This window comes from Micromonospora krabiensis (assembly GCF_900091425.1).
GTDB classification, from domain to species: Bacteria; Actinomycetota; Actinomycetes; order Mycobacteriales; family Micromonosporaceae; genus Micromonospora; species Micromonospora krabiensis.
The window spans coordinates 1,247,386-1,263,749 of the sequence record NZ_LT598496.1; the positions used below are offsets into that span (position 1 = coordinate 1,247,386).

General features: G+C 73.5%; 18 protein-coding genes. 4 read left to right on the top strand and 14 right to left on the bottom strand.

Annotated elements, in window-relative coordinates:
- Positions 1–16 precede the first annotated feature (16 nt).
- A complete protein-coding gene (locus tag GA0070620_RS05455; RefSeq protein ID WP_091588850.1) occupies positions 17–988 on the bottom strand; it encodes a DMT family transporter in 972 nt (323 codons plus the stop codon).
- A gap of 72 nt (positions 989–1,060) precedes the next feature.
- On the opposite strand from GA0070620_RS05455, the gene GA0070620_RS05460 reads away from it, so the two are divergent.
- A complete protein-coding gene (locus GA0070620_RS05460; RefSeq protein WP_091588851.1) occupies positions 1,061–2,080 on the top strand; it encodes a LysR family transcriptional regulator in 1,020 nt (339 codons plus the stop codon).
- A 62-nt stretch (positions 2,081–2,142) separates the two neighbouring features.
- On the opposite strand, the gene GA0070620_RS05465 is transcribed toward GA0070620_RS05460, so the two are convergent.
- The 3 genes from GA0070620_RS05465 to GA0070620_RS05475 form a co-directional block, all read right to left on the bottom strand.
- The gene (locus GA0070620_RS05465) at positions 2,143–3,036 is read right to left on the bottom strand and encodes an ABC transporter ATP-binding protein (RefSeq protein WP_091598092.1); all 894 of its coding nucleotides are present in this window, start codon (positions 3,034–3,036) and stop codon (positions 2,143–2,145) included.
- Positions 3,033–6,056 carry an FtsX-like permease family protein gene (locus tag GA0070620_RS05470; protein ID WP_091588852.1) on the bottom strand — a complete coding sequence of 1,008 codons (3,024 nt, stop codon included), beginning with the start codon at positions 6,054–6,056 and terminating at the stop codon, positions 3,033–3,035. Before GA0070620_RS05470 ends, GA0070620_RS05465 begins: the two co-directional genes overlap by 4 nt.
- 82 nt (positions 6,057–6,138) lie before the next feature.
- Positions 6,139–6,786 carry an ABC transporter ATP-binding protein gene (locus GA0070620_RS05475; RefSeq protein WP_091588853.1) on the bottom strand — a complete coding sequence of 216 codons (648 nt, stop codon included), beginning with the start codon at positions 6,784–6,786 and terminating at the stop codon, positions 6,139–6,141.
- A 202-nt stretch (positions 6,787–6,988) separates the two neighbouring features.
- On the opposite strand from GA0070620_RS05475, the gene GA0070620_RS05480 reads away from it, so the two are divergent.
- Entirely contained in the window at positions 6,989–8,431 is a 1,443-nt protein-coding gene (locus GA0070620_RS05480) for a hypothetical protein (protein ID WP_091588854.1), read from the top strand.
- Between the two features lie 57 nt (positions 8,432–8,488).
- Here GA0070620_RS05480 and GA0070620_RS05485 read toward each other — a convergent pair whose 3' ends face one another.
- The 5 genes from GA0070620_RS05485 to GA0070620_RS05505 all read right to left on the bottom strand — a co-directional run bounded on the left by GA0070620_RS05485 (position 8,489) and on the right by GA0070620_RS05505 (position 11,187).
- Positions 8,489–8,932: an OsmC family protein gene (locus GA0070620_RS05485; RefSeq protein WP_091588855.1), complete on the bottom strand. Its 444-nt coding sequence runs from the start codon at positions 8,930–8,932 to the stop codon at positions 8,489–8,491.
- 9 nt (positions 8,933–8,941) lie between these two features.
- A complete protein-coding gene (locus GA0070620_RS05490; protein WP_091588856.1) occupies positions 8,942–9,610 on the bottom strand; it encodes a GNAT family N-acetyltransferase in 669 nt (222 codons plus the stop codon).
- A gap of 53 nt (positions 9,611–9,663) precedes the next feature.
- The gene (locus GA0070620_RS05495) at positions 9,664–10,062 is read right to left on the bottom strand and encodes an NUDIX hydrolase (RefSeq protein WP_091588857.1); all 399 of its coding nucleotides are present in this window, start codon (positions 10,060–10,062) and stop codon (positions 9,664–9,666) included.
- A gap of 141 nt (positions 10,063–10,203) precedes the next feature.
- Positions 10,204–10,440 (bottom strand): tautomerase family protein, encoded by a 237-nt coding sequence (locus GA0070620_RS05500; RefSeq protein ID WP_091588858.1) that lies wholly within the window; start codon positions 10,438–10,440, stop codon positions 10,204–10,206.
- 30 nt (positions 10,441–10,470) lie between these two features.
- Complete coding sequence (locus GA0070620_RS05505; RefSeq protein ID WP_091588859.1) at positions 10,471–11,187, bottom strand: SDR family NAD(P)-dependent oxidoreductase; 717 nt, start codon at positions 11,185–11,187, stop codon at positions 10,471–10,473.
- Positions 11,188–11,288: 101 nt separating this feature from the next.
- Between GA0070620_RS05505 and GA0070620_RS05510 the strand changes: the two genes are divergently transcribed.
- Positions 11,289–11,921 (top strand): TetR/AcrR family transcriptional regulator, encoded by a 633-nt coding sequence (locus tag GA0070620_RS05510; protein WP_091588860.1) that lies wholly within the window; start codon positions 11,289–11,291, stop codon positions 11,919–11,921.
- A gap of 5 nt (positions 11,922–11,926) precedes the next feature.
- Here the strand turns inward: GA0070620_RS05510 and GA0070620_RS05515 are convergent, their stop codons facing one another.
- The 4 genes from GA0070620_RS05515 to GA0070620_RS05530 all read right to left on the bottom strand — a co-directional run bounded on the left by GA0070620_RS05515 (position 11,927) and on the right by GA0070620_RS05530 (position 15,163).
- Positions 11,927–12,925 carry a tyrosine-type recombinase/integrase gene (locus GA0070620_RS05515; RefSeq protein WP_091588861.1) on the bottom strand — a complete coding sequence of 333 codons (999 nt, stop codon included), beginning with the start codon at positions 12,923–12,925 and terminating at the stop codon, positions 11,927–11,929.
- An 85-nt stretch (positions 12,926–13,010) separates the two neighbouring features.
- Positions 13,011–13,430 (bottom strand): DUF6069 family protein, encoded by a 420-nt coding sequence (locus tag GA0070620_RS05520; protein WP_091588862.1) that lies wholly within the window; start codon positions 13,428–13,430, stop codon positions 13,011–13,013.
- A 76-nt stretch (positions 13,431–13,506) separates the two neighbouring features.
- The gene (locus GA0070620_RS05525; RefSeq protein ID WP_091588863.1) at positions 13,507–13,983 is read right to left on the bottom strand and encodes a MarR family winged helix-turn-helix transcriptional regulator; all 477 of its coding nucleotides are present in this window, start codon (positions 13,981–13,983) and stop codon (positions 13,507–13,509) included.
- Positions 13,984–14,131: 148 nt separating this feature from the next.
- Positions 14,132–15,163 carry an aldo/keto reductase gene (locus GA0070620_RS05530; RefSeq protein WP_091588864.1) on the bottom strand — a complete coding sequence of 344 codons (1,032 nt, stop codon included), beginning with the start codon at positions 15,161–15,163 and terminating at the stop codon, positions 14,132–14,134.
- A 102-nt stretch (positions 15,164–15,265) separates the two neighbouring features.
- Here GA0070620_RS05530 and GA0070620_RS05535 point away from each other — a divergent pair, with 102 nt between their 5' ends.
- Positions 15,266–15,727 (top strand): HNH endonuclease, encoded by a 462-nt coding sequence (locus GA0070620_RS05535; protein ID WP_091588865.1) that lies wholly within the window; start codon positions 15,266–15,268, stop codon positions 15,725–15,727.
- 52 nt (positions 15,728–15,779) lie between these two features.
- Here GA0070620_RS05535 and GA0070620_RS32895 read toward each other — a convergent pair whose 3' ends face one another.
- Complete coding sequence (locus GA0070620_RS32895) at positions 15,780–16,337, bottom strand: hypothetical protein (RefSeq protein WP_172836383.1); 558 nt, start codon at positions 16,335–16,337, stop codon at positions 15,780–15,782.
- Positions 16,338–16,364 lie beyond the last annotated feature (27 nt).

A 16,364-nucleotide genomic window follows, 5' to 3' on the forward strand; every position in this document is an offset into this window, starting at 1 on the left:
GGCCGCCCGGGTCCCGCTAGGACGCGAGGGTCGCGGGTTCGGCGCGCTCGGCCGCCGGACGGTGGCCCCGGTCCTGGTCGCGGATTCGGGTTGGGGTGGTGCCGCGGCGCAGCTGGAGGGCGCCGACGGAGGACAGCACGAGGGCGGCCCCCACGAACTGCACCGTGGTCAGGGTTTCACCGAGGACGAGGCCGGCGAGGGTGGCGGTGACCACGGGCTCGAACGTCGACAGGATGGCGGCGGTCGACGGGCCGGTCCGCCGGAGCCCGGCGAAGAAGGTCAGCATCGCCACGACGGTGGAGACCACGGCGATGCAGGCGAGCCAGAACCATCCCGACCGCCCGAAGTCGAGGTCGATGCCGCCGGTGGACAGGGCGATCACGGCGAGGGTGCCGGCCGCGCCGGTCATCACCAGCGCGGACAGCACCACCGGTGCGAGCCGCCGCACGACGGTGTCGGCGACGAGGATGTAGCCGGTGTAGGTGATCGCGGCGCCGAAGGCCATCAGCGCCCCGAGCGGGTGGAAGCTCACAGCCCCGGCGCCGAGCAGGACCAGCAGTGTGCCGGCCGAGGCGGCCACCAGGGCCGTGCCCCGTGCGGGGGTGAGCCGGTCGCGGCCGAGCAGCACCGCCGCCACGGTTACCAGCACCGGGTAGGTGTAGAGGACAAGGGCCAGCAGTGAGGCGTCCATCAGCCGCAGCGCGGAGAAGAACAGGCCGGCCTGCGTGGCGTACCCGATGGCGCCGAGGCCGACGGCGGTGGCCAGGGCCCGGCGCCGCGTCACCGCCGACCGGCCGGGTGCGGCCTCGGATCCCGCGCGGCGGAGCGCCGGCCGCACCAGCAGGACGACCCCGAGCAGGACGGCGGCCAGGGCGAAGCGCACCAGCAGCAGGCTGCCGGAGGAGACGCCGTCGTCGTAGGCGAGCTTGCCGAAGATCGCCATCGCGCCGAAGCACGCCGCGGACAGAAGACAGAGCGCTGGTCCCATGGATTCAGGATCCGGGGCCGGATTGGTCGGGTCCAGCGATGATTTCTGGAGATGAGCCGTTAGGTTTTCCGAATGATGGAGCTGGACCTCCGACGGCTGCGTTTCCTTCGGGATTTCGAGGAGCGGGGCACCCTGGGCGCGGTCGCCGCCGCGCTGGGCTACGCTCCGTCGACGGTCTCCCAGCAACTGGCCGTCCTGGAACGCGAGATCGGCACCCCACTTCTCGCGAAGGCCGGGCGCGGCCTGCGGCTCACCGACGCCGGCCACCTGCTCGCCCAGCACGCCCGCGTGCTGCTGTCCGCGGCCGAGGCCGCGGAGGCCGATCTTGCCGCCCTGAGCGGCGACATCCGGGGCACCGTCCGCGCGGGCGGCCTCCAGTCGGCGGCCCGCCGACTGCTCGTGCCGGCACTGACCCGGATGCGGGCCGACCACCCACAGGTCCGCGTGGAGATCTTCGAACTGGAACTCGAACAATCCCTGCCCGGCCTGCGACTCGGCACGGTCGACCTGGTCGTCGGCGACGAGTACGACGGCCACCCCCGCCCCCGCCCGGCCGGGTTGCGCTTCACCCGCCTGCTCGAAGAGCCCCTGAAGATCGTGCTGCCGGCGGCGCACCCACTCGCCGGGTCCGGCGGCCCTGTCGCGGTCGCCGACCTGCGACCCGAGACCTGGACCGCCTCCGCCGAGGGCACCGGCCACCACGCCATGGTCATCGGCACGTGCCGCGCCCTCGGCGGTTACGAGCCCGACCTGCGGCACCGCTCCAGCGACGCCGACGTCCAACTCGAACTCGTCCGGGCCCAGGCCGCCGTCGCCCTGCTGCCCACGCTGACCCTTCCCGCCGACGACCCCGCACTGGCGGTCCGTGACATCGCCGAGGCGACGCTCAGACGCCGCCTGGTCGCCGCGACCCGGGACACCCGACCCGCGCCGGCCCTGACCGCCCTCTTGACGTCCGTGACGGGCCAGGTGCACCGCCTCGCCGCCGACCCCGCGGCAGCTCTCCAGCCGGCGGGAGACCACCGTGCCGGGCAGGCGCCGGGCCGACTGTCCGGCCAACCGGGGCAGCGGCGGCCCGGGCAACTGTCGTGACCACGGTGCGCCCGCGCCACCGGTGAGATGCCGGCGCCGGCCGGGCCGTCGGCGGACCGGCCTCAACCGGAGCGTTCGACGCCCCCGTCCTCGACGCGCAGCGTGACGGCCCGGTCGGTGTGCTCGACCGCGAGCAGTGTGCCCGGCGGGAAATCCGCCAGCGTCTCCGGCGGCAGCTGGATGGTGCCGTCACCCGCCACGACCGCGAACTCGCGGCCGTCCCGGCCCTCAGCGCCGACCCGACCGTCCCGGATGGTCACCGCCCGGCCCAGCCGCGCGCCGACCTCCCCGTCATGGGTCACCACGACCACCGTGGTCCCCCGCTCGGTGTTGATCGCCTCCAGCGCGGCGAGCACCTCGTCCCGCCCGGCCGCGTCGAGCTGGCTGGTCGGTTCGTCGACCAGGAGCAGCCCCGGCCCCGCCGCCAGGCCCTGCGCCAGGGCGGCCCGCTGCCGTTGGCCCGGGGTCAGCTCACCGGCGCGCCGCCGGCCCTCCCCGGCCAGGCCGACCAGCTCCAGGATCGCCTCAGGCGGGTCCAGCCGCCGCCCCGGAAGGCGCGCGGCGGGGCGCTGCGCCAGCCAGATGTTGCGCCACAGCGACACGTACGGCAGCAGGTTGCGCTCGGCGCCCTGCAACACCGTGCCCACCGTCGTCCCCCGCAGGCCGGCGAGCCGCCCCGGGGTCAGCTTGGACAGCTCGTGCCCGCCGACGTACGCCCGGCCGGCGCTGGGCCGCAGCAGCCCACCGAGGATGGCCACCAGGGTCGACTTGCCCGAGCCGGACGGCCCGACCAGCGCCAGCATCTCACCGGCGGCGATGCGCAGGTCCACGCCGGAGAGCGCGACCACGTCACCGGCCCCGGTGGCATAGATGTGGATCAGCCGATGGCAGGTGACCTGGGCACCCACCGTCGACGACGGGACGCTTCCCGCCTCGTCCGGCGGCGGGGCGCTCATCGCGTGGTCCGGCGGCGGACGGCGGCGGTGAGCACCCAACCGAGGACCACCGCGGTCACGGCGAACACCGTCACCGCGGACACCGTGACCGCCAGCAACCGCCCCACGTCCGGCCAGGCCGGCACCGGCGCCGGCGAACGGCCGTCACCGAACAGTCGCTGACCGTCCCGCGCGAGGAGCCAGATCACCACCGTGGCGGAAGCTCCCGCCACCGTCGCGAACACCACCGGCCACCCGTAGCCGCCGCGCACGGCGCGGACCGCGAGCCCCTGCCGGCGCAGCGCGACCAGCATGGCGACCCGGCTGCGCTGGTCCGCCGCGGCCGTCGTGACGAGACCGGCCGCCCCGATCAGGACGCCGGCCAGCGCGGCGAACAGGTTGAAGGTCAACGCCAGCGCCGGTGCCTGGCTGAGCAGCTCCTCACGCTCGCCGCTGATCGTGCGGTCGTACCGGACGGCCACGCCCTGCTCGCGCAGCCGCTCCAGGACGTCGGCCGGCGCCGCCGCGCCCAGCCACACCTCCTTGGTGCCGTCCTGCCCCGCGACGGCGAGCCGGTCGGCGTACTCGAGGTCGACCAGCAGCCCGGACCCGCCGAGCCGCGGCAGCCGGTCGACGAAGCCGGCGATCAGCGCGTTGGTCGGCGCCCCGTCGATGCCGTCGTAGCGGAACGACCCGTGCTGTGTCCCCCACGACCGGGTCAACCAGGCGGGAAGGGGGTTGGGCGCGTCGGCCACGGCGATGGGGATCGGTGCCGTCCGACGGCCGTCCGGCACGTCGAGGAGCAGCGCCGGCTCGCCGCCGACGGCGCTGTCGAACCAGTAGTCGACGGTCTGGCCCGGTTGCCGCCACCGTCGCATGTCGGCCAGGTCCGCCCCGGAGAGCTGGACCGTGCCGTCGCCGGCGCGCACCTGCTCCAACCGGATCTTCAGCGGACCGGGCGTGACCTGAGCGCTGACCTCGAACCGCACCAACCGGCACTGCGGGACGCACTCGGGCACCGGCACCCGGTACTCCTCCCGACCCGAGGCCAGCGGACGGTCGACGCCCACCAGGCGGCTGCCGGTCGGGCCGGCGACCAGCAGGTGGAGCCGGGGCGCGTGGCCGGCGAACGCGAACTCGTCGAAGTCGGCGTCGACCGTCACGGTGAGGTCGCGCCCGCGGAGGAGAACCGACTCGGTCTGCGGAGCCGGGCGCAGCGGTCGGGCCAGCTCGGCCGGCGCCACCCCGTACGCCGGGTGGGTCGCGGCCACGGTCGCCAGCCGGGGCGAGTCCACCGCGAGCACCGGCGTCTTCGCGTCACCGCCACTGCTGGTCACGACCGCCATCGCGTACCTGCCCTCCGGGTCGACGGCCCGCACGGCCGACAGCAGATGGCTGCGGGACAGGGCGTCGACGCCGATCACCCGTGGGGCGCCGACGTCCACGACGGCCCGGTCCGCGTACGCCTCGGTGGCGCGCTGCCGAATGCCGGCGGTGAAGGCGAGCATCGCCACGGCCACCGTGAGCAGCGCGATCAGCGGTCGGAACCGCGGTTGCCGGCCCACCTGCAGCAGCGCCAGACCAGCCCGGATCCGTCCCCGTGCCAGCAGCGCCGCACCGACCGCCGCGGAGGACAGCAGGGCGAACCGCGCCAGCAGCACACCGACCGCGAGCGCCGCGACGACCGGGGCCAGCAGGGCCAGACCGCTGGGTGAGCCACCGGAGCGCAGCTGCGCCATCGCCGCCACCGCGACGGACACCGCGGCGACGTCGCCGAGGCTCGTGCGCCAGCCCCGGGCCCGCGCCGGCACCCTCCGCAGCAGGTCGACCACCGGCGCCGACAGGGTCCGGGTCTGGGCCAGCAGCACCGCGGCGAGCGCGCCGGCGGCGGCGATCGTCGCGTACGCGAACGCGGCACCGCCCAGCGCCAGCCGGGCGTCACCGGTCAACGTGTGCGCGGCGAGCAGCTCGGCAGCGGCCAGACCGGTCAGCGCACCCAGCGGAATGGCGGCCAGCGCCGGCACCGCGGACTCGCCGAGCGCGAGGGCCCACAGCCTCCGGCGCTGCACCCCGCGCAACAGCAACAGGCCCTGCTCGGGCCGCCGCTCGTCGGCGGCGGAACCGACCGCCACGAAGAGCACCAGCCAGCAGAGCAGGACCAGCAGCCCGGCGCCCAGCGCCACGCCGGATTCCAGCTGGTCACGCTGCACGGCGACCCGGTCGAGCAGCTGCGGCAGGCCGCTACCGGTGCCGAACCGCACGTGGGGGGCGCTGCTCGTCGCGGTCGCGACGGCGGCCTTGATGTCCTCGGCCGATCCGGTGCTGACCAGCTCGTCGGTCACGAACACGTCGGCCAGCGGTCGCTGGAGGACGGCGTCGTCGTCGGCCAGCCGCGACGCGGCGGCGGTGAAGATGGCGTCGTCGGCGCTGCCCACCGCCGACGGCGGGGCGGCGCCCGGCGCGGGTGGCCGGAGAAGCTCGTCGCCGAGCCAGTACGGCTCGGTCGGGTCGAGCGGCCGGTAGACGCCGCTGACCCGCAGCGGCACGCCGGCGAAGGTCACCTCGCCGCCGGCGGTCACGCCCAGGTGCGCCGCGGTGTTGGCGCTCACCATCACCTCGGGCCGCTCACCCTCCGCCGTGGAGCGCGGGCAGCTGCCGGTCACCGTCACCCGCTCGCAGACGCCCTGCCGGAAGACGAGGTTGCCGTTCACCGTCCTGCCGGCGGGGCCGACGGTGACGCCCCCGGCCTGCGCGCCGAGGACGACGTCGTAGCCGGCGGCCGCGAACGGTGTGAGCAGCCCCTGGAACGGGGCGGTGCCGGGGTCGTCCGGCAGCCCCGTGTGCTCGCCGATCGAACTGATCCGCACCCGCTGCTGGTCGGAGGGGGCGTCAGCGAGCTCCTGACGGGCCAGGGCCTGGCCGGCGGCGCTCACGTAGAGCGGCGCGGCCGCGGCGGCGGCGCTGGCCAGCACCGCGAGGAGGAGCACCGCGAGGGCCTGCGCCCGGCGTGCGACGAGTGCTCCCGCGATGACGGCCAGCATGGACAGTGATGCTAGGTAGCCGGGGAGGCACCCACCGTCCCCCGCCGGTGAATCGATACCGTCCGGTTACCGGCGGCCACCGTCAGCCCCGGCGCAGCACCGCCGCGCCGTCGGAGAGGTGCAGCTCCGCCTCGCAGGCGGCCGCCACCTCCGGGTCGTGGGTGGCGAACACGACGGCGGCGCCCCGCCGCGCCTCCTCGTGCAGCAGGTCCAGCACCCGCTGCCGGTTGCCCGCGTCCAGCTCGCTGGTGACCTCGTCCGCGAGGACCACGGCGCCGCTCAGGGCCAGACCGCGGGCGACGGCCGTGCGCTGCTGCTGGCCCCCGGACAACTCGTCGACGAGCTGGTCGGCCTGGGGCGCGAGGCCCAACCGGTCCAGCGTCGCGGCGGTGAGCCGACGCGCCTGCGCCGGTGCCACACCCGAGGCGAGGAGGGCCACGTGCACGTTCTCCGCCGCGGTGAGGATCGGTGCCAGCCCGTTGTCCTGGGGTATGAGCACGACCTTGCGTTCCACCGCGTGGTCGCGGTCGCGCAGCCGCTGCCCATCCACGGCGACCGCGCCCGCCCGGGGTGGCAGCAGGCCGGCCATCGCGCTGAGCAGCGTGCTCTTGCCCGCTCCGGACGGGCCGGTCACGGCCAGCACCTGACCCGGGCGTACGACCACCGAGACGGCACCGACGACCGTCGGCCCGTCGCCGTACCCGAGCGTCATGTCCTGGACGGCCAACATCGGCAACCCCCTCAACCTCGGCGCCCGCAGGGTGCCACGCGGCGGGCCCACCGCACAACGCCCCGGCCGGTTCCGTCCCGACAACCGCGGGCCCGGGCCGACCAATATGAACGCAACGATCATCTTCGACGCGTCGGCTCCTTAGCTGTCCTCACCACCACCGGCGGTGACCCGCCACCGGGACGCGACGAGGAGCCACACCATGACCCCACCCCCCACGTATCGACGACACCGCCGCCGCGCGGCGACACTGGCCGCCTGCCTCTCGGCGCTGGCCGCCGCGACGCTCGGCACCGCACCAGCCGCGCAGGCATCGGCCCGGCCCCCGACGCCCGCCGACTGCCCGGCCGGTGTGGCCGGGAAGGCGACCTGCTACACCGGCCAGGACGCAAATGGGGCCCACTACGCGATCGCCGTTCCGCACCGGTGGAACGGGGCGCTCGTCGTCCACGCCCACGGCGGACCCGACCTGGGCGACGCGTCCGACCCCGGCCGCAGCACCGAGGACCTCGGGCGGTGGGCCGTGATGGTGGACGAGGGCTACGCCTGGGCCGGGTCGTCGTACCGGCGGGGCGGCTACGGCACCCGGATGGCCGCCGTCGACACCGAGAACGTCCGCCGGCTGTTCGTCCGCACGTTCGGTCCGCCGAAGCGGACGTACCTGCACGGCCAGTCGTGGGGCGGCAACGTCGCCGCGAAGGTCGTCGAGACGTACGGTGGCGCGCACGGCCCGTACGACGGTGCCCTGCTCACCAACGGTGTCCTGGGCGGCGGCTCCCGCGGCTACGACTACCGCGTCGACCTGCGCGTGGTCTACCAGTTCTACTGCCGCAACCATCCGCGTCCGAGCGAGCCGGGATATCCGCTGTGGCAGGGCCTGCGCGCCGACTCGACCATGACGACCACGGGACTGCGCGCCCGGCTGCGGGAGTGCACCGGCTACGACCTGGCCCCGGGCGAGCGGACCGTGCAGCAGCAGCGCAACCTGGACGACATCCTGGCCGTGACGCGCATCCCCGAGCGCACGCTGGAGTCGCACCTGCGCTTCGCGACGTTCACGTTCCGCGACATCGTCCACACCCGACTCGGCGGCCGCAACCCGTTCGACAACCGGGGCGTCTGGTACTCCGGGTCGCACGACGACGTCGCGCTGAACGCCGGCGTGGAGCGTTTCGCCGCCGATCCGACCGCCCGGCGCGACCTGTCGTACGACAGCGACCTCACCGGCGACGTCGCCATCCCCGTGCTCACCCTGCACGCGATCGACGACCCGACGGCGTTCGTCGAGCACGAGGCCGCCTACCAGGCCACCCTGCGGGGCGCGCACCGGGACCGCCATCTGGTGCAGACCTTCGCCCGCGAGAGCGAGCACAGCGAGTTGAGCACCACCGAGTACGCCACCTCCATGGCCGCTCTCGACGGCTGGGTGCGGACCGGCCGTAAACCCACGGCGGGCACGGTCGCGGCCTCCTGCGCCCGGTTCGACGCCCGCTACGGCACCGGCTGCCGCTACGACCCGGACTTCCACCCCGCCGCGTACGCCTCGCGGGTCAACCCCCGCCCGGGCGGGCTGCGGTGGCCGGCGATGACCAGCGTTCAGGAGCGGACGTGGAGCCGGATCGACGGCGTCGGGATCGCCTCCTGACGTCCGCGCACGCCGAGGGCCCGGGTCGTGCCCGGGCCCTCGGGGTCGCGACGCGGCTCAGTCGGCGTCCGCCGCCGTCGTGTCGACGACGGTGACGGGCGTACCCAGCTCGACGGTGCGGGAGACGGTGCAGAGCCGGTCGTGCGACTGCCGCAGCGACCGGGGCAGCGCCTCCCGGGCCTTGTCGCCGCCCTCGCCCTCGGGGAAGGTCACCGTGAACGCGACCCGCAGGTTCCGCATCCGGTTACCACCGGTCTCGTCCTTGATCTTGTCGCCGGTGACCTCGACCCTGAAGCCGGTCGGCTCGGCGCGGCGACTGGTCACGTAGTCGACGTCGACCGCCGTGCAGCCGCCGAGCGCCGCCAGCAGCAGTTCCACCGGCGTGAAGCTGTCGTCTCCGCCGGTGCCCATCGACAACGATCCGCCGCGAACGTTGCGCACGACGTACTGCCCGACGCTGCTGCGCTCGATCTCGACGGACCGGAAGCTGTCCTCACTCATGCCCGGACGCTACCCCCTGGTGATCCCGCTCCGGCCGCCACCGGTCCCCCGCCCGGCTTCGCCGTGGGCGCCAGGACGGGCCTCCCACATGTCGCGGGTCATCTCGTACTCGACCTCGCCCGACTCCGCGTCCGGCAGCGGGTCGTCCCAGCGTGGGAAGAACGTACGCACGTACCGCATGCCGATGGCCGCCATCACGCCCCGGGACCCGGCGTTCACGGCCATGGTCTGGGCGATCACCCGACTCTGCCCGACCGTGTCGAAGGCGTGCCGCAGCAGGGCGCGGGACGCCTCGCTGGCCAGGCCCTTCCGCCAGTGTCTCCGGGCGAGGCGGTAGCCCAACTCGGCGACGGTGGGGTCGTCCGGTTGGTCGGGACCGTGCGCCGGCGGGAGCATCATCAGCCCGACGAACTCCCCCTCGTCCTCCCGCGCCGGCGGCGTCGAGCCGGACGCCGCGCCGTCGGACCCGAACGCCATCCAGTAGCCCAGGCCGTCCACCGTGCGCGCCAGGGCCATGCGCTGCCGGTGGGAGGCGGCCACCTCGTCCCGGGATCGCGCCCGGCCGAACAGGTAGCGGAGCACCTCCGGGTCGGAGTCGAGCTGGACCTCCAGCTCGAGGTGCCGGTCGGCGAGGGGAACCAGCAGCAGACGGTCGGTGCGCAAGATCGGTTGCGGCATGCGGCGACGATCTCATGGTCGATCGCGGCACGGGACCTGATTTTTCGCCGACCTCAGCGCAGGTGGGCGGTTCGGTGCAGGTGGTCGAAGATGATCTGGTCCACCGGGGAGACCCGGTCCCGGTCGGCGTGGGTGAGCCAGCGGATCTCCTCGATCTCGCTGGCCGGCCGCAGGGTGCCGCGGTAGTCGGCGGTGTAGCAGGTCATCCGTACGACGGTGCCGTCCGGGTGCCCGTGGGCCTGGGCCTGGAAGGTGCCGAGGTGGGCGGCGCTGTCGGCGGCGATGGTGACGCTCAGCTCCTCCCGGATCTCACGGACGAGGGTGTCGAGGTCGCTCTCACCCGCCTCCCGCTTGCCGCCGGGGAGGTAGTAGACGTCCTTGCCGCGGGAGCGGGAGCTGAGGATCTCGCCGTTCTCCAGCCGGATCCAGGCAATCTTGTCGATGACGGTCACGGTGGCCTCCCTCGTCGCCGGGCCCGCAGCAGGTTACCCGCCCGGGGTGGGGGCGGCGCACCGGACGCGGCTCAGATCGCGGTCGGGCCCTGACCGCCTGAGCCGCGTCCGGTGCGCTCCCCGCCTCTCCAGGTCCGGCGGTCACTCCGGGCGCAGGCGCTCCCGCCGCCGGAACTCGTCGACCGGGAGCCCACCCCGCCCCCAGTTCTCGACGTCGACCTCGTCGATCACCACGAAGGTCGAGTCCAACGGCTTGTTCAGGACGTCGAGCAGCAGTTGGCTCACGCCCTTGATGAGGGCGGCCTTCTCCTGCGCGGTCGCCGCGGACGCGTCAGGGGTGCTGCCTTCGCGGGTTATCTGGATCGTGACGATCGGCATCGCAGTGGTCCTCTCCGAATGGTCGGTGGGTCAGTGACCGGCGTTCTGCCCGCCGTCCACGTGCAGGATCTCGCCGGTGACGAACGGCGCCGACTCGAGGTAGACGACGGCGTCGACCACGTCGCTGGTCTCGCCCATCCGACCGACCGGGTGCAGCCCGGCCAGCGCCTCGTGGGTCTGCACCGGGTGCATCGGGGTCTTGATGATGCCGGGCGCGACCGCGTTGACCCGGACACCGCGGCTCGCGTACTCGATGGCCAGCGACTTGGTCGCGGAGCTGAGGCCACCCTTGGTCAGCGACGCGAGCACGGACGGGACGTTGGAGTTGGGCTGGTCCACGAAGCTGGTGGTGATGGTGACGATGTGTCCTCCGCCGACGGCCGTCAGATGCGGCAGGACGCGCCGTGTGAGGTGGAAGAACCCGGCGAGGTTGATCCCGGTGATCAGGTCGTAGTCCTCGTCGGTGTAGTCGGTGAACGGCTTGGCCACGAAGATCCCCGCGTTGTTGACCAGGGTGTCGATGCGGCCGAAGCGCTCCAGCGCCGCACTGACCACCCGCTCGGCGGTGCCGGCGTCGGCGATGTCACCGCGGACGGTGACGATCTCCGGATCGTCGGCGTCACCGATCGAGCGCGAGGTGGCGACGACGCCGTACCCGAGCTTGCGGTACGCCTCCACGAGGCCGGCGCCGATGCCCTGCGACGCGCCGGTGATCAGCGCGACCTTCTGTCCCTGACTGCTGCTCATGGTGATCCTTTCCTGGCCGGGCCTCGTCCTGACGGGGCTCCGACGGCTAGTAGACGACTGGTCGACAAAAGCTAGCCGACCGGTCGTGTATTCTCCAAGTCATGGGACGGACCAGTGACGCGCGAAACAAGATCCTCGTGGCGGCGGCGAGGCTGCTGGAGCAGCGTGGGTACTCCGCGCTGGGCGTGGCTGAGATCTGCGCCACGGCGGGAGTGCCCAAGGGCAGCTTCTACTACTTCTTCGAGTCCAAGCAGGCCCTCGCGCTCGCCGTCATCGACGAGCACTGGGTGAATCAGCGGCGCCAGTGGGTCGAGTTGCTCAGCAGCGACCACGACCCGCTACGGCGCCTGCGCGACCTGTTCGAGGCCACCGAGGAGGTGCAGCGCACCGGGCAGCGGGAAGCAGGCCGGGTGGTCGGATGCCTCTTCGGCAACCTCGCGCTGGAACTCAGCAACCAGACGGAGGAGATCCGCAGCCGCCTCGAGGAGATCTTCGAGGCCCAGATCGACCTCATCGAACAGGCGGTCGTCGAGGCGAAGGAGCGGGGCCAGGCGGGCCCGTCGGTCGACGCCCGCGAGGTCGCGCGGTCGCTGGTCGCCCAGATCGAGGGCCGCGCGCTGCTCGCGAAGCTGCTCAACGACCCGGGCCAGCTCGAACTGCTGTGGCACAACAGCCTCGACCTGCTCCAGGTGCCGCCGCAGCAGCGAGCCGCAATCGACCAGGACGGTGACTGACAAGCTCAGCCGCGGCGGCGGGACCGCGCCGCCCACACCACGTACGCCGGGTCGCGGTCGAGGTTGTGCCGGTCCCGGTCGTAGCGGCGGGTGGTTCGCGGGTCGGCGTGCCCCATGGCGTCCTGCACGTCCTCCAGGGGCACGCCCTCGGAGCGGGCGGTGGTGGCGAAGGCGTGCCGCAGCGAGTGCGGGGACAGTTTCGCCCACGCCGGGATGCCGGCCTCCCGGGCCAGCCGGCGGACCATCCGGAACACCGAGTGGCGGTCGAGGCGGGCGCCGCTGGCGGTGACCAGCAGTGGTCCGGTGAGCTGCGGTACCGGCACGCCGGTCGTGGCGGCCCGGTGGGCCAGGTAGGCGTCCACGGCGTATCCGGTGCCGGGGGTGAGGGCGCGCCGGCGCTGCTTGCCGCCCTTGCCGACGAAGCGCACGCTGCGGTGGCCGCGTTCGGTGCCGAGGTCGTCGAGGTCCAGCGAGATCAGCTCACCGACCCGCAGGCCCAGGTCGGCGAGGAGCGCGATGGCGGCCCGGTTGCGCGCGGCGGTCGGGCCGGTGTCCTTGTCGGCGGCGGCGAGCAGGGCGTCCACCTCATCGGGAGTGAGCCCGACGGTGGCGGAGTGGTCCCGGTCGACACGGGGACGGTCGGCGCCGGAGACCGGGTTCGCCGGCACGGCGGCAAGTTTGACGAGGAAGTCGTACCAGCTGGACAGCGCGGAGAGCCGGCGCGCCACGGTGGCGGGGGTCAGCGGCCGCCCGCTGTGCGCCCCGACGGTGGACTCCAACGCCCGGGCGTACTCGTTGACGTGCAGGAACGTGGCCCGCAGCGGGTCCAGGTCGCGGCCAGCGCACCAGGTGAGCCACCCGGTGACGTCCCGGCGGTACGCGTCGCGCGTGTGCGCGGACAGCCGCCGGTTGCGCAACCACGCCTCGGTGACGTCGAGCGGCCCTCCGGGTAGGACGGGCCGAGCGGCGGGGCGGACGAGCACCGGGGCGTCGGGCGACAGCATGTGAAAAAGGCTCTCAGCATCGGGTGGGATCGGCGTGCAGGCGCGCCGATCCCACCCGACGCGGCCGGGGAACCCGGTCGACGTGCTACTCGGGGCGGCGGCGGGCCGGCAGCAGGGTGATCAACGCGACCGCCACGGCCACGTGCGTCGCGCCGAGGGTCAGCTTGGCGCCGCCGGTGGCCTCGGTGCCGAACACCGGACCGAAGGACAGCAGGGTGACGGCGACAGCCAGCGAGATCCAGATCGGACGGGCCAACCGGGGGGCGAAACGCTCCAGCAGGGCCAGAGATGTCCAGCCCAGCAGTGCTGCGCCCAGGGCGACCACGGCGATCGCGTCAGGGCCGAGGACGACGGCGCGCTGGCCGGGGCTCTGGACGGTGTAGTCGACGCCGGCCAGCGCGCCGATCGCCCAGATGGCCAGGCAGGCCAGGACGGCGGTGGCGACGGCGAGCGCGCGTCGGCGCAGGGGTGAGTTGGTGGGGGTCGTGACGGCGGTAGCGCTCATGACGGCTCCTCGTTCAGCGGAAGCGAACGAGTGAGACCGTATCAGATAGTCTTGTTCGGAACTATCTTGTTCGGTATTAACAGCCGGAGCGGGCCCCCGGCGCATATGGGGAGGTGTTGGCCAGCGGACCGCCGATCAGCGCGACGAGCGACCGCAGGAAAGCCTCCCGGTCCTGCTCCGGCAAGGTGGCGAGGAGGTCGTCCTGGATGCGTCGGACGATCTCCTGAGCCCGCCGCAGGATCTGCTCCCCCGCGGGCGTCACCGCGACCAACCGCGCGCGCCGATCGGTCGGCGCGGGACGACGCTCGGCCAGCCCGGCACGCTCCAGCTGGTCGAGCGTGACGACCATGGTGGTCTTGTCCACCCCGCAGCGCTCGCCGATCTCCCGCTGCGTCAGGTCCCCGGTGCTGGCCTGCGCCAGCACGTAGTGCGCCCGCGGCGAGATGCCCAGCTCGGCCAGACCCGCGGCGTGCTCGGTCTGCAACGCGTGGCTGGCCCAGGAGAGCAGGAACAACAGGTCGGGCGGGCCGTCGGCGGGCGTGCAGGAGGTCATGCGCCGAGGCTAGCAAGATCCGCCGCGACCAGACCGAGCCCCGCTTCGGCGATCGGGGCCGGTGAGTGTCGTGCTCGCGGGTCCCTGGCCGGTGGTCAGTGAGATGACCACCGGCCGGCGCGCGGCCTGGGTGGGGCGAGAGACACCGTCAGGACGGGCCCGGCAGGTCCCGGCCGCGCTGGTCCACGCCCGCGGCCCCGTACGGGTAGTCGCCCACGGGCGGGGCACTCGCCTCGTCCAGCAGCCGCACCTGTTCGGCGTCGAGCACCAGGTCGGCGGCGGTCAGGTTGTCGTCGAGCTGCTCGGTGGTGCGCGCGCCGAGGATCACCGAGGTGACCGCCGGGCGGGCCGCCAGCCACGCCAGCGCCACCGCCGACATGGACGCGTCGCGTTCCCCGGCGACCTGCCGGACCGCGTCGAGCACCCGCCAGGTGCGCTCGTCGGCGTTGCGACCCGCGTACGCCTCGACGCCGCGCTGCGGGTTCTCGCCGAGGCGGGTGGCGCCGGTCGGTGTGCTGTCGCGCTGGTACTTGCCGGTCAGCCAGCCGCCGCCCAGCGGTGACCACGGCAGGATGCCGATGCCCTCGTTCTCGCAGACCGGGACCAGTTCGAACTCGATCTCCCGCGCCAGCAGGTTGTACTGCGGTTGCAGCGTCACGATCGGGCTGAGATTGAGGTGCTGGGTGAGCAGGGCCGCCTTCTGCAACTGCCAACCGGTGAAGTTGCTGACCCCCGCGTAGCGGATCTTGCCAGCGCGCACCGCGTCGTCGAAGAACCGCAGCGTCTCCGGCAGCGGGGTCAGCGGGTCCCAGGCGTGCGCCTGGTAGAGGTCGACGGCCTCGACGCCGAGCCGGCGCAGGCTGGCGTCCAGGGCGCGGGTGAGGTGCACTCGGGACAGTCCGGCGTCGTTCCCGCCGGGGCCCATCGGAAAGCGCCCCTTGGTGGCGATGACGAGGCGGTCACGCACGCCCGGCCGCGCCCGCAGCCAGCGGCCGACGATCTCCTCCGACACGCCGGCGGAGTAGACGTCGGCGGTGTCGATGAAGGTGCCGCCGGCATCGACGAAGCGGTCCAGCTGGGCGAAGCTGCCCGCCTCGTCGGTCTCCGCTCCGAAGGTCATCGTGCCCAGACACAGAGTCGACACCACCGTTCCGGTGGCGCCCAGAGTGCGATACCGCATGTCCGTCCTTCCGGTCCGAGTGACAAGCTGATCTTCGCACCGGGTCCGGCCCGCCGCACAGCGAGGTCCTCGGGGGCCGCGACACGCGGGTACGGTGAGATCGTGCTCTCGGCCGTGAAGGGTCTGTCCCGTCACTACACCGAGGAGTCCCTGCGCGCCCACCTGCTCGAGCGCTCCCACCGCCGTGAGAACGGCTGCCTCGTCATCCACGGCTACGGGCCGCGACGCGGGGTGCACCAGAAGGTCGCCGGTCGGGCGTGGGCGCACATCGCCGCGTACGTCGTCTTCGTCGGCGGGTACGACCCCATCCTCGACGTCGACCAGACCTGCGGTGCCGCCGACTGCATCGAGCCGACCCACCTGCGCCAGGTCAGCCGCGCCGAGGCCAGCCGCAACCGGACCCAGTCGGGCCTGTGCCGCAACGGCCACCAGCGCGAACTCGACCCCGAGACCGGCCGGTACCGCCGGGTCTGCCGGACGTGCAACCGGGAGGCCCAGCGCCGGTGGCGGGAACGCGAGGCCGCCGCGGTGGCTCAGGCCCGCGCCGCCTACGGCCGCTTGTAGCCCAGCCCTCCCCCGCGCTCGCGTGGCCCGACCGGGGTCAGACGGTTGGGTGTCACTCCCGGGTCAGTCCCGGCGGCAACGCGTCTTCGTCGGATCGGACCCGGCGGGCGTTGGCCAACGGGTCGCGTTGGAGGGTGTTGATCAGCGGTTCCGGGCCGCCGACGCAGGTCCAGGTGTCGTCCCAGAGCGCGGAGACCAGCCATGATCGATCGGCGGGGAAGAACAGGTCGGGTAGCGATCCTTGGCCGTGGCGCATATGACCGGTTCGCCAGGTGAGCGCCTGCTCGGGTCCGGCTTCGACCAGGACGTACGGCCAGTTCCAGTAGAGAGACACCCTGGGGGCGCGCGGAAAGACGATGTCGTGCGCGCCGGTGTCGAGGTAAGCCAGCCACCAAGGCTGTTCGGGGGTCTGCGTGACGAGGTCCTCGACCAGGGCGTGCTCGTAGGCGGCGGCGGTGACGTCGTCGGCCTGGTACGTGGTGGCGTAGGCGTCGAAGATCGGCGGGATGGCGGTGGCGATCGAGATGCCGGCAGTGGTGTGACCGGCGATCCACTCCACGTCGGTGGCGGCGCCGATCCGCCAGCTCCGCCCGTCCTTGGTGACCCGCACACCGCTATTGAAGTCGCTGCGGTGACG

Excerpts from the sequence above, each read along its gene's own strand:
- GA0070620_RS05520 (WP_091588862.1), bottom strand. The coding sequence starts at position 13,430 with ATGAGCGCTACCGCCGTCACGACCCCCACCAACTCACCCCTGCGCCGA.
- GA0070620_RS05460 (WP_091588851.1), top strand. The coding sequence starts at position 1,061 with ATGATGGAGCTGGACCTCCGACGGCTGCGTTTCCTTCGGGATTTCGAG.
- GA0070620_RS05525 (WP_091588863.1), bottom strand. The coding sequence starts at position 13,983 with ATGACCTCCTGCACGCCCGCCGACGGCCCGCCCGACCTGTTGTTCCTG.
- GA0070620_RS05500 (WP_091588858.1), bottom strand. The coding sequence starts at position 10,440 with ATGCCGATCGTCACGATCCAGATAACCCGCGAAGGCAGCACCCCTGAC.
- GA0070620_RS05505 (WP_091588859.1), bottom strand. The coding sequence starts at position 11,187 with ATGAGCAGCAGTCAGGGACAGAAGGTCGCGCTGATCACCGGCGCGTCG.
- GA0070620_RS05455 (WP_091588850.1), bottom strand. The coding sequence starts at position 988 with ATGGGACCAGCGCTCTGTCTTCTGTCCGCGGCGTGCTTCGGCGCGATG.
- GA0070620_RS05465 (WP_091598092.1), bottom strand. The coding sequence starts at position 3,036 with ATGAGCGCCCCGCCGCCGGACGAGGCGGGAAGCGTCCCGTCGTCGACG.
- GA0070620_RS05475 (WP_091588853.1), bottom strand. The coding sequence starts at position 6,786 with ATGTTGGCCGTCCAGGACATGACGCTCGGGTACGGCGACGGGCCGACG.
- GA0070620_RS05480 (WP_091588854.1), top strand. The coding sequence starts at position 6,989 with ATGACCCCACCCCCCACGTATCGACGACACCGCCGCCGCGCGGCGACA.
- GA0070620_RS05485 (WP_091588855.1), bottom strand. The coding sequence starts at position 8,932 with ATGAGTGAGGACAGCTTCCGGTCCGTCGAGATCGAGCGCAGCAGCGTC.
- GA0070620_RS05530 (WP_091588864.1), bottom strand. The coding sequence starts at position 15,163 with ATGCGGTATCGCACTCTGGGCGCCACCGGAACGGTGGTGTCGACTCTG.
- GA0070620_RS05515 (WP_091588861.1), bottom strand. The coding sequence starts at position 12,925 with ATGCTGTCGCCCGACGCCCCGGTGCTCGTCCGCCCCGCCGCTCGGCCC.
- GA0070620_RS05510 (WP_091588860.1), top strand. The coding sequence starts at position 11,289 with ATGGGACGGACCAGTGACGCGCGAAACAAGATCCTCGTGGCGGCGGCG.
- GA0070620_RS05470 (WP_091588852.1), bottom strand. The coding sequence starts at position 6,056 with ATGCTGGCCGTCATCGCGGGAGCACTCGTCGCACGCCGGGCGCAGGCC.
- GA0070620_RS05490 (WP_091588856.1), bottom strand. The coding sequence starts at position 9,610 with ATGCCGCAACCGATCTTGCGCACCGACCGTCTGCTGCTGGTTCCCCTC.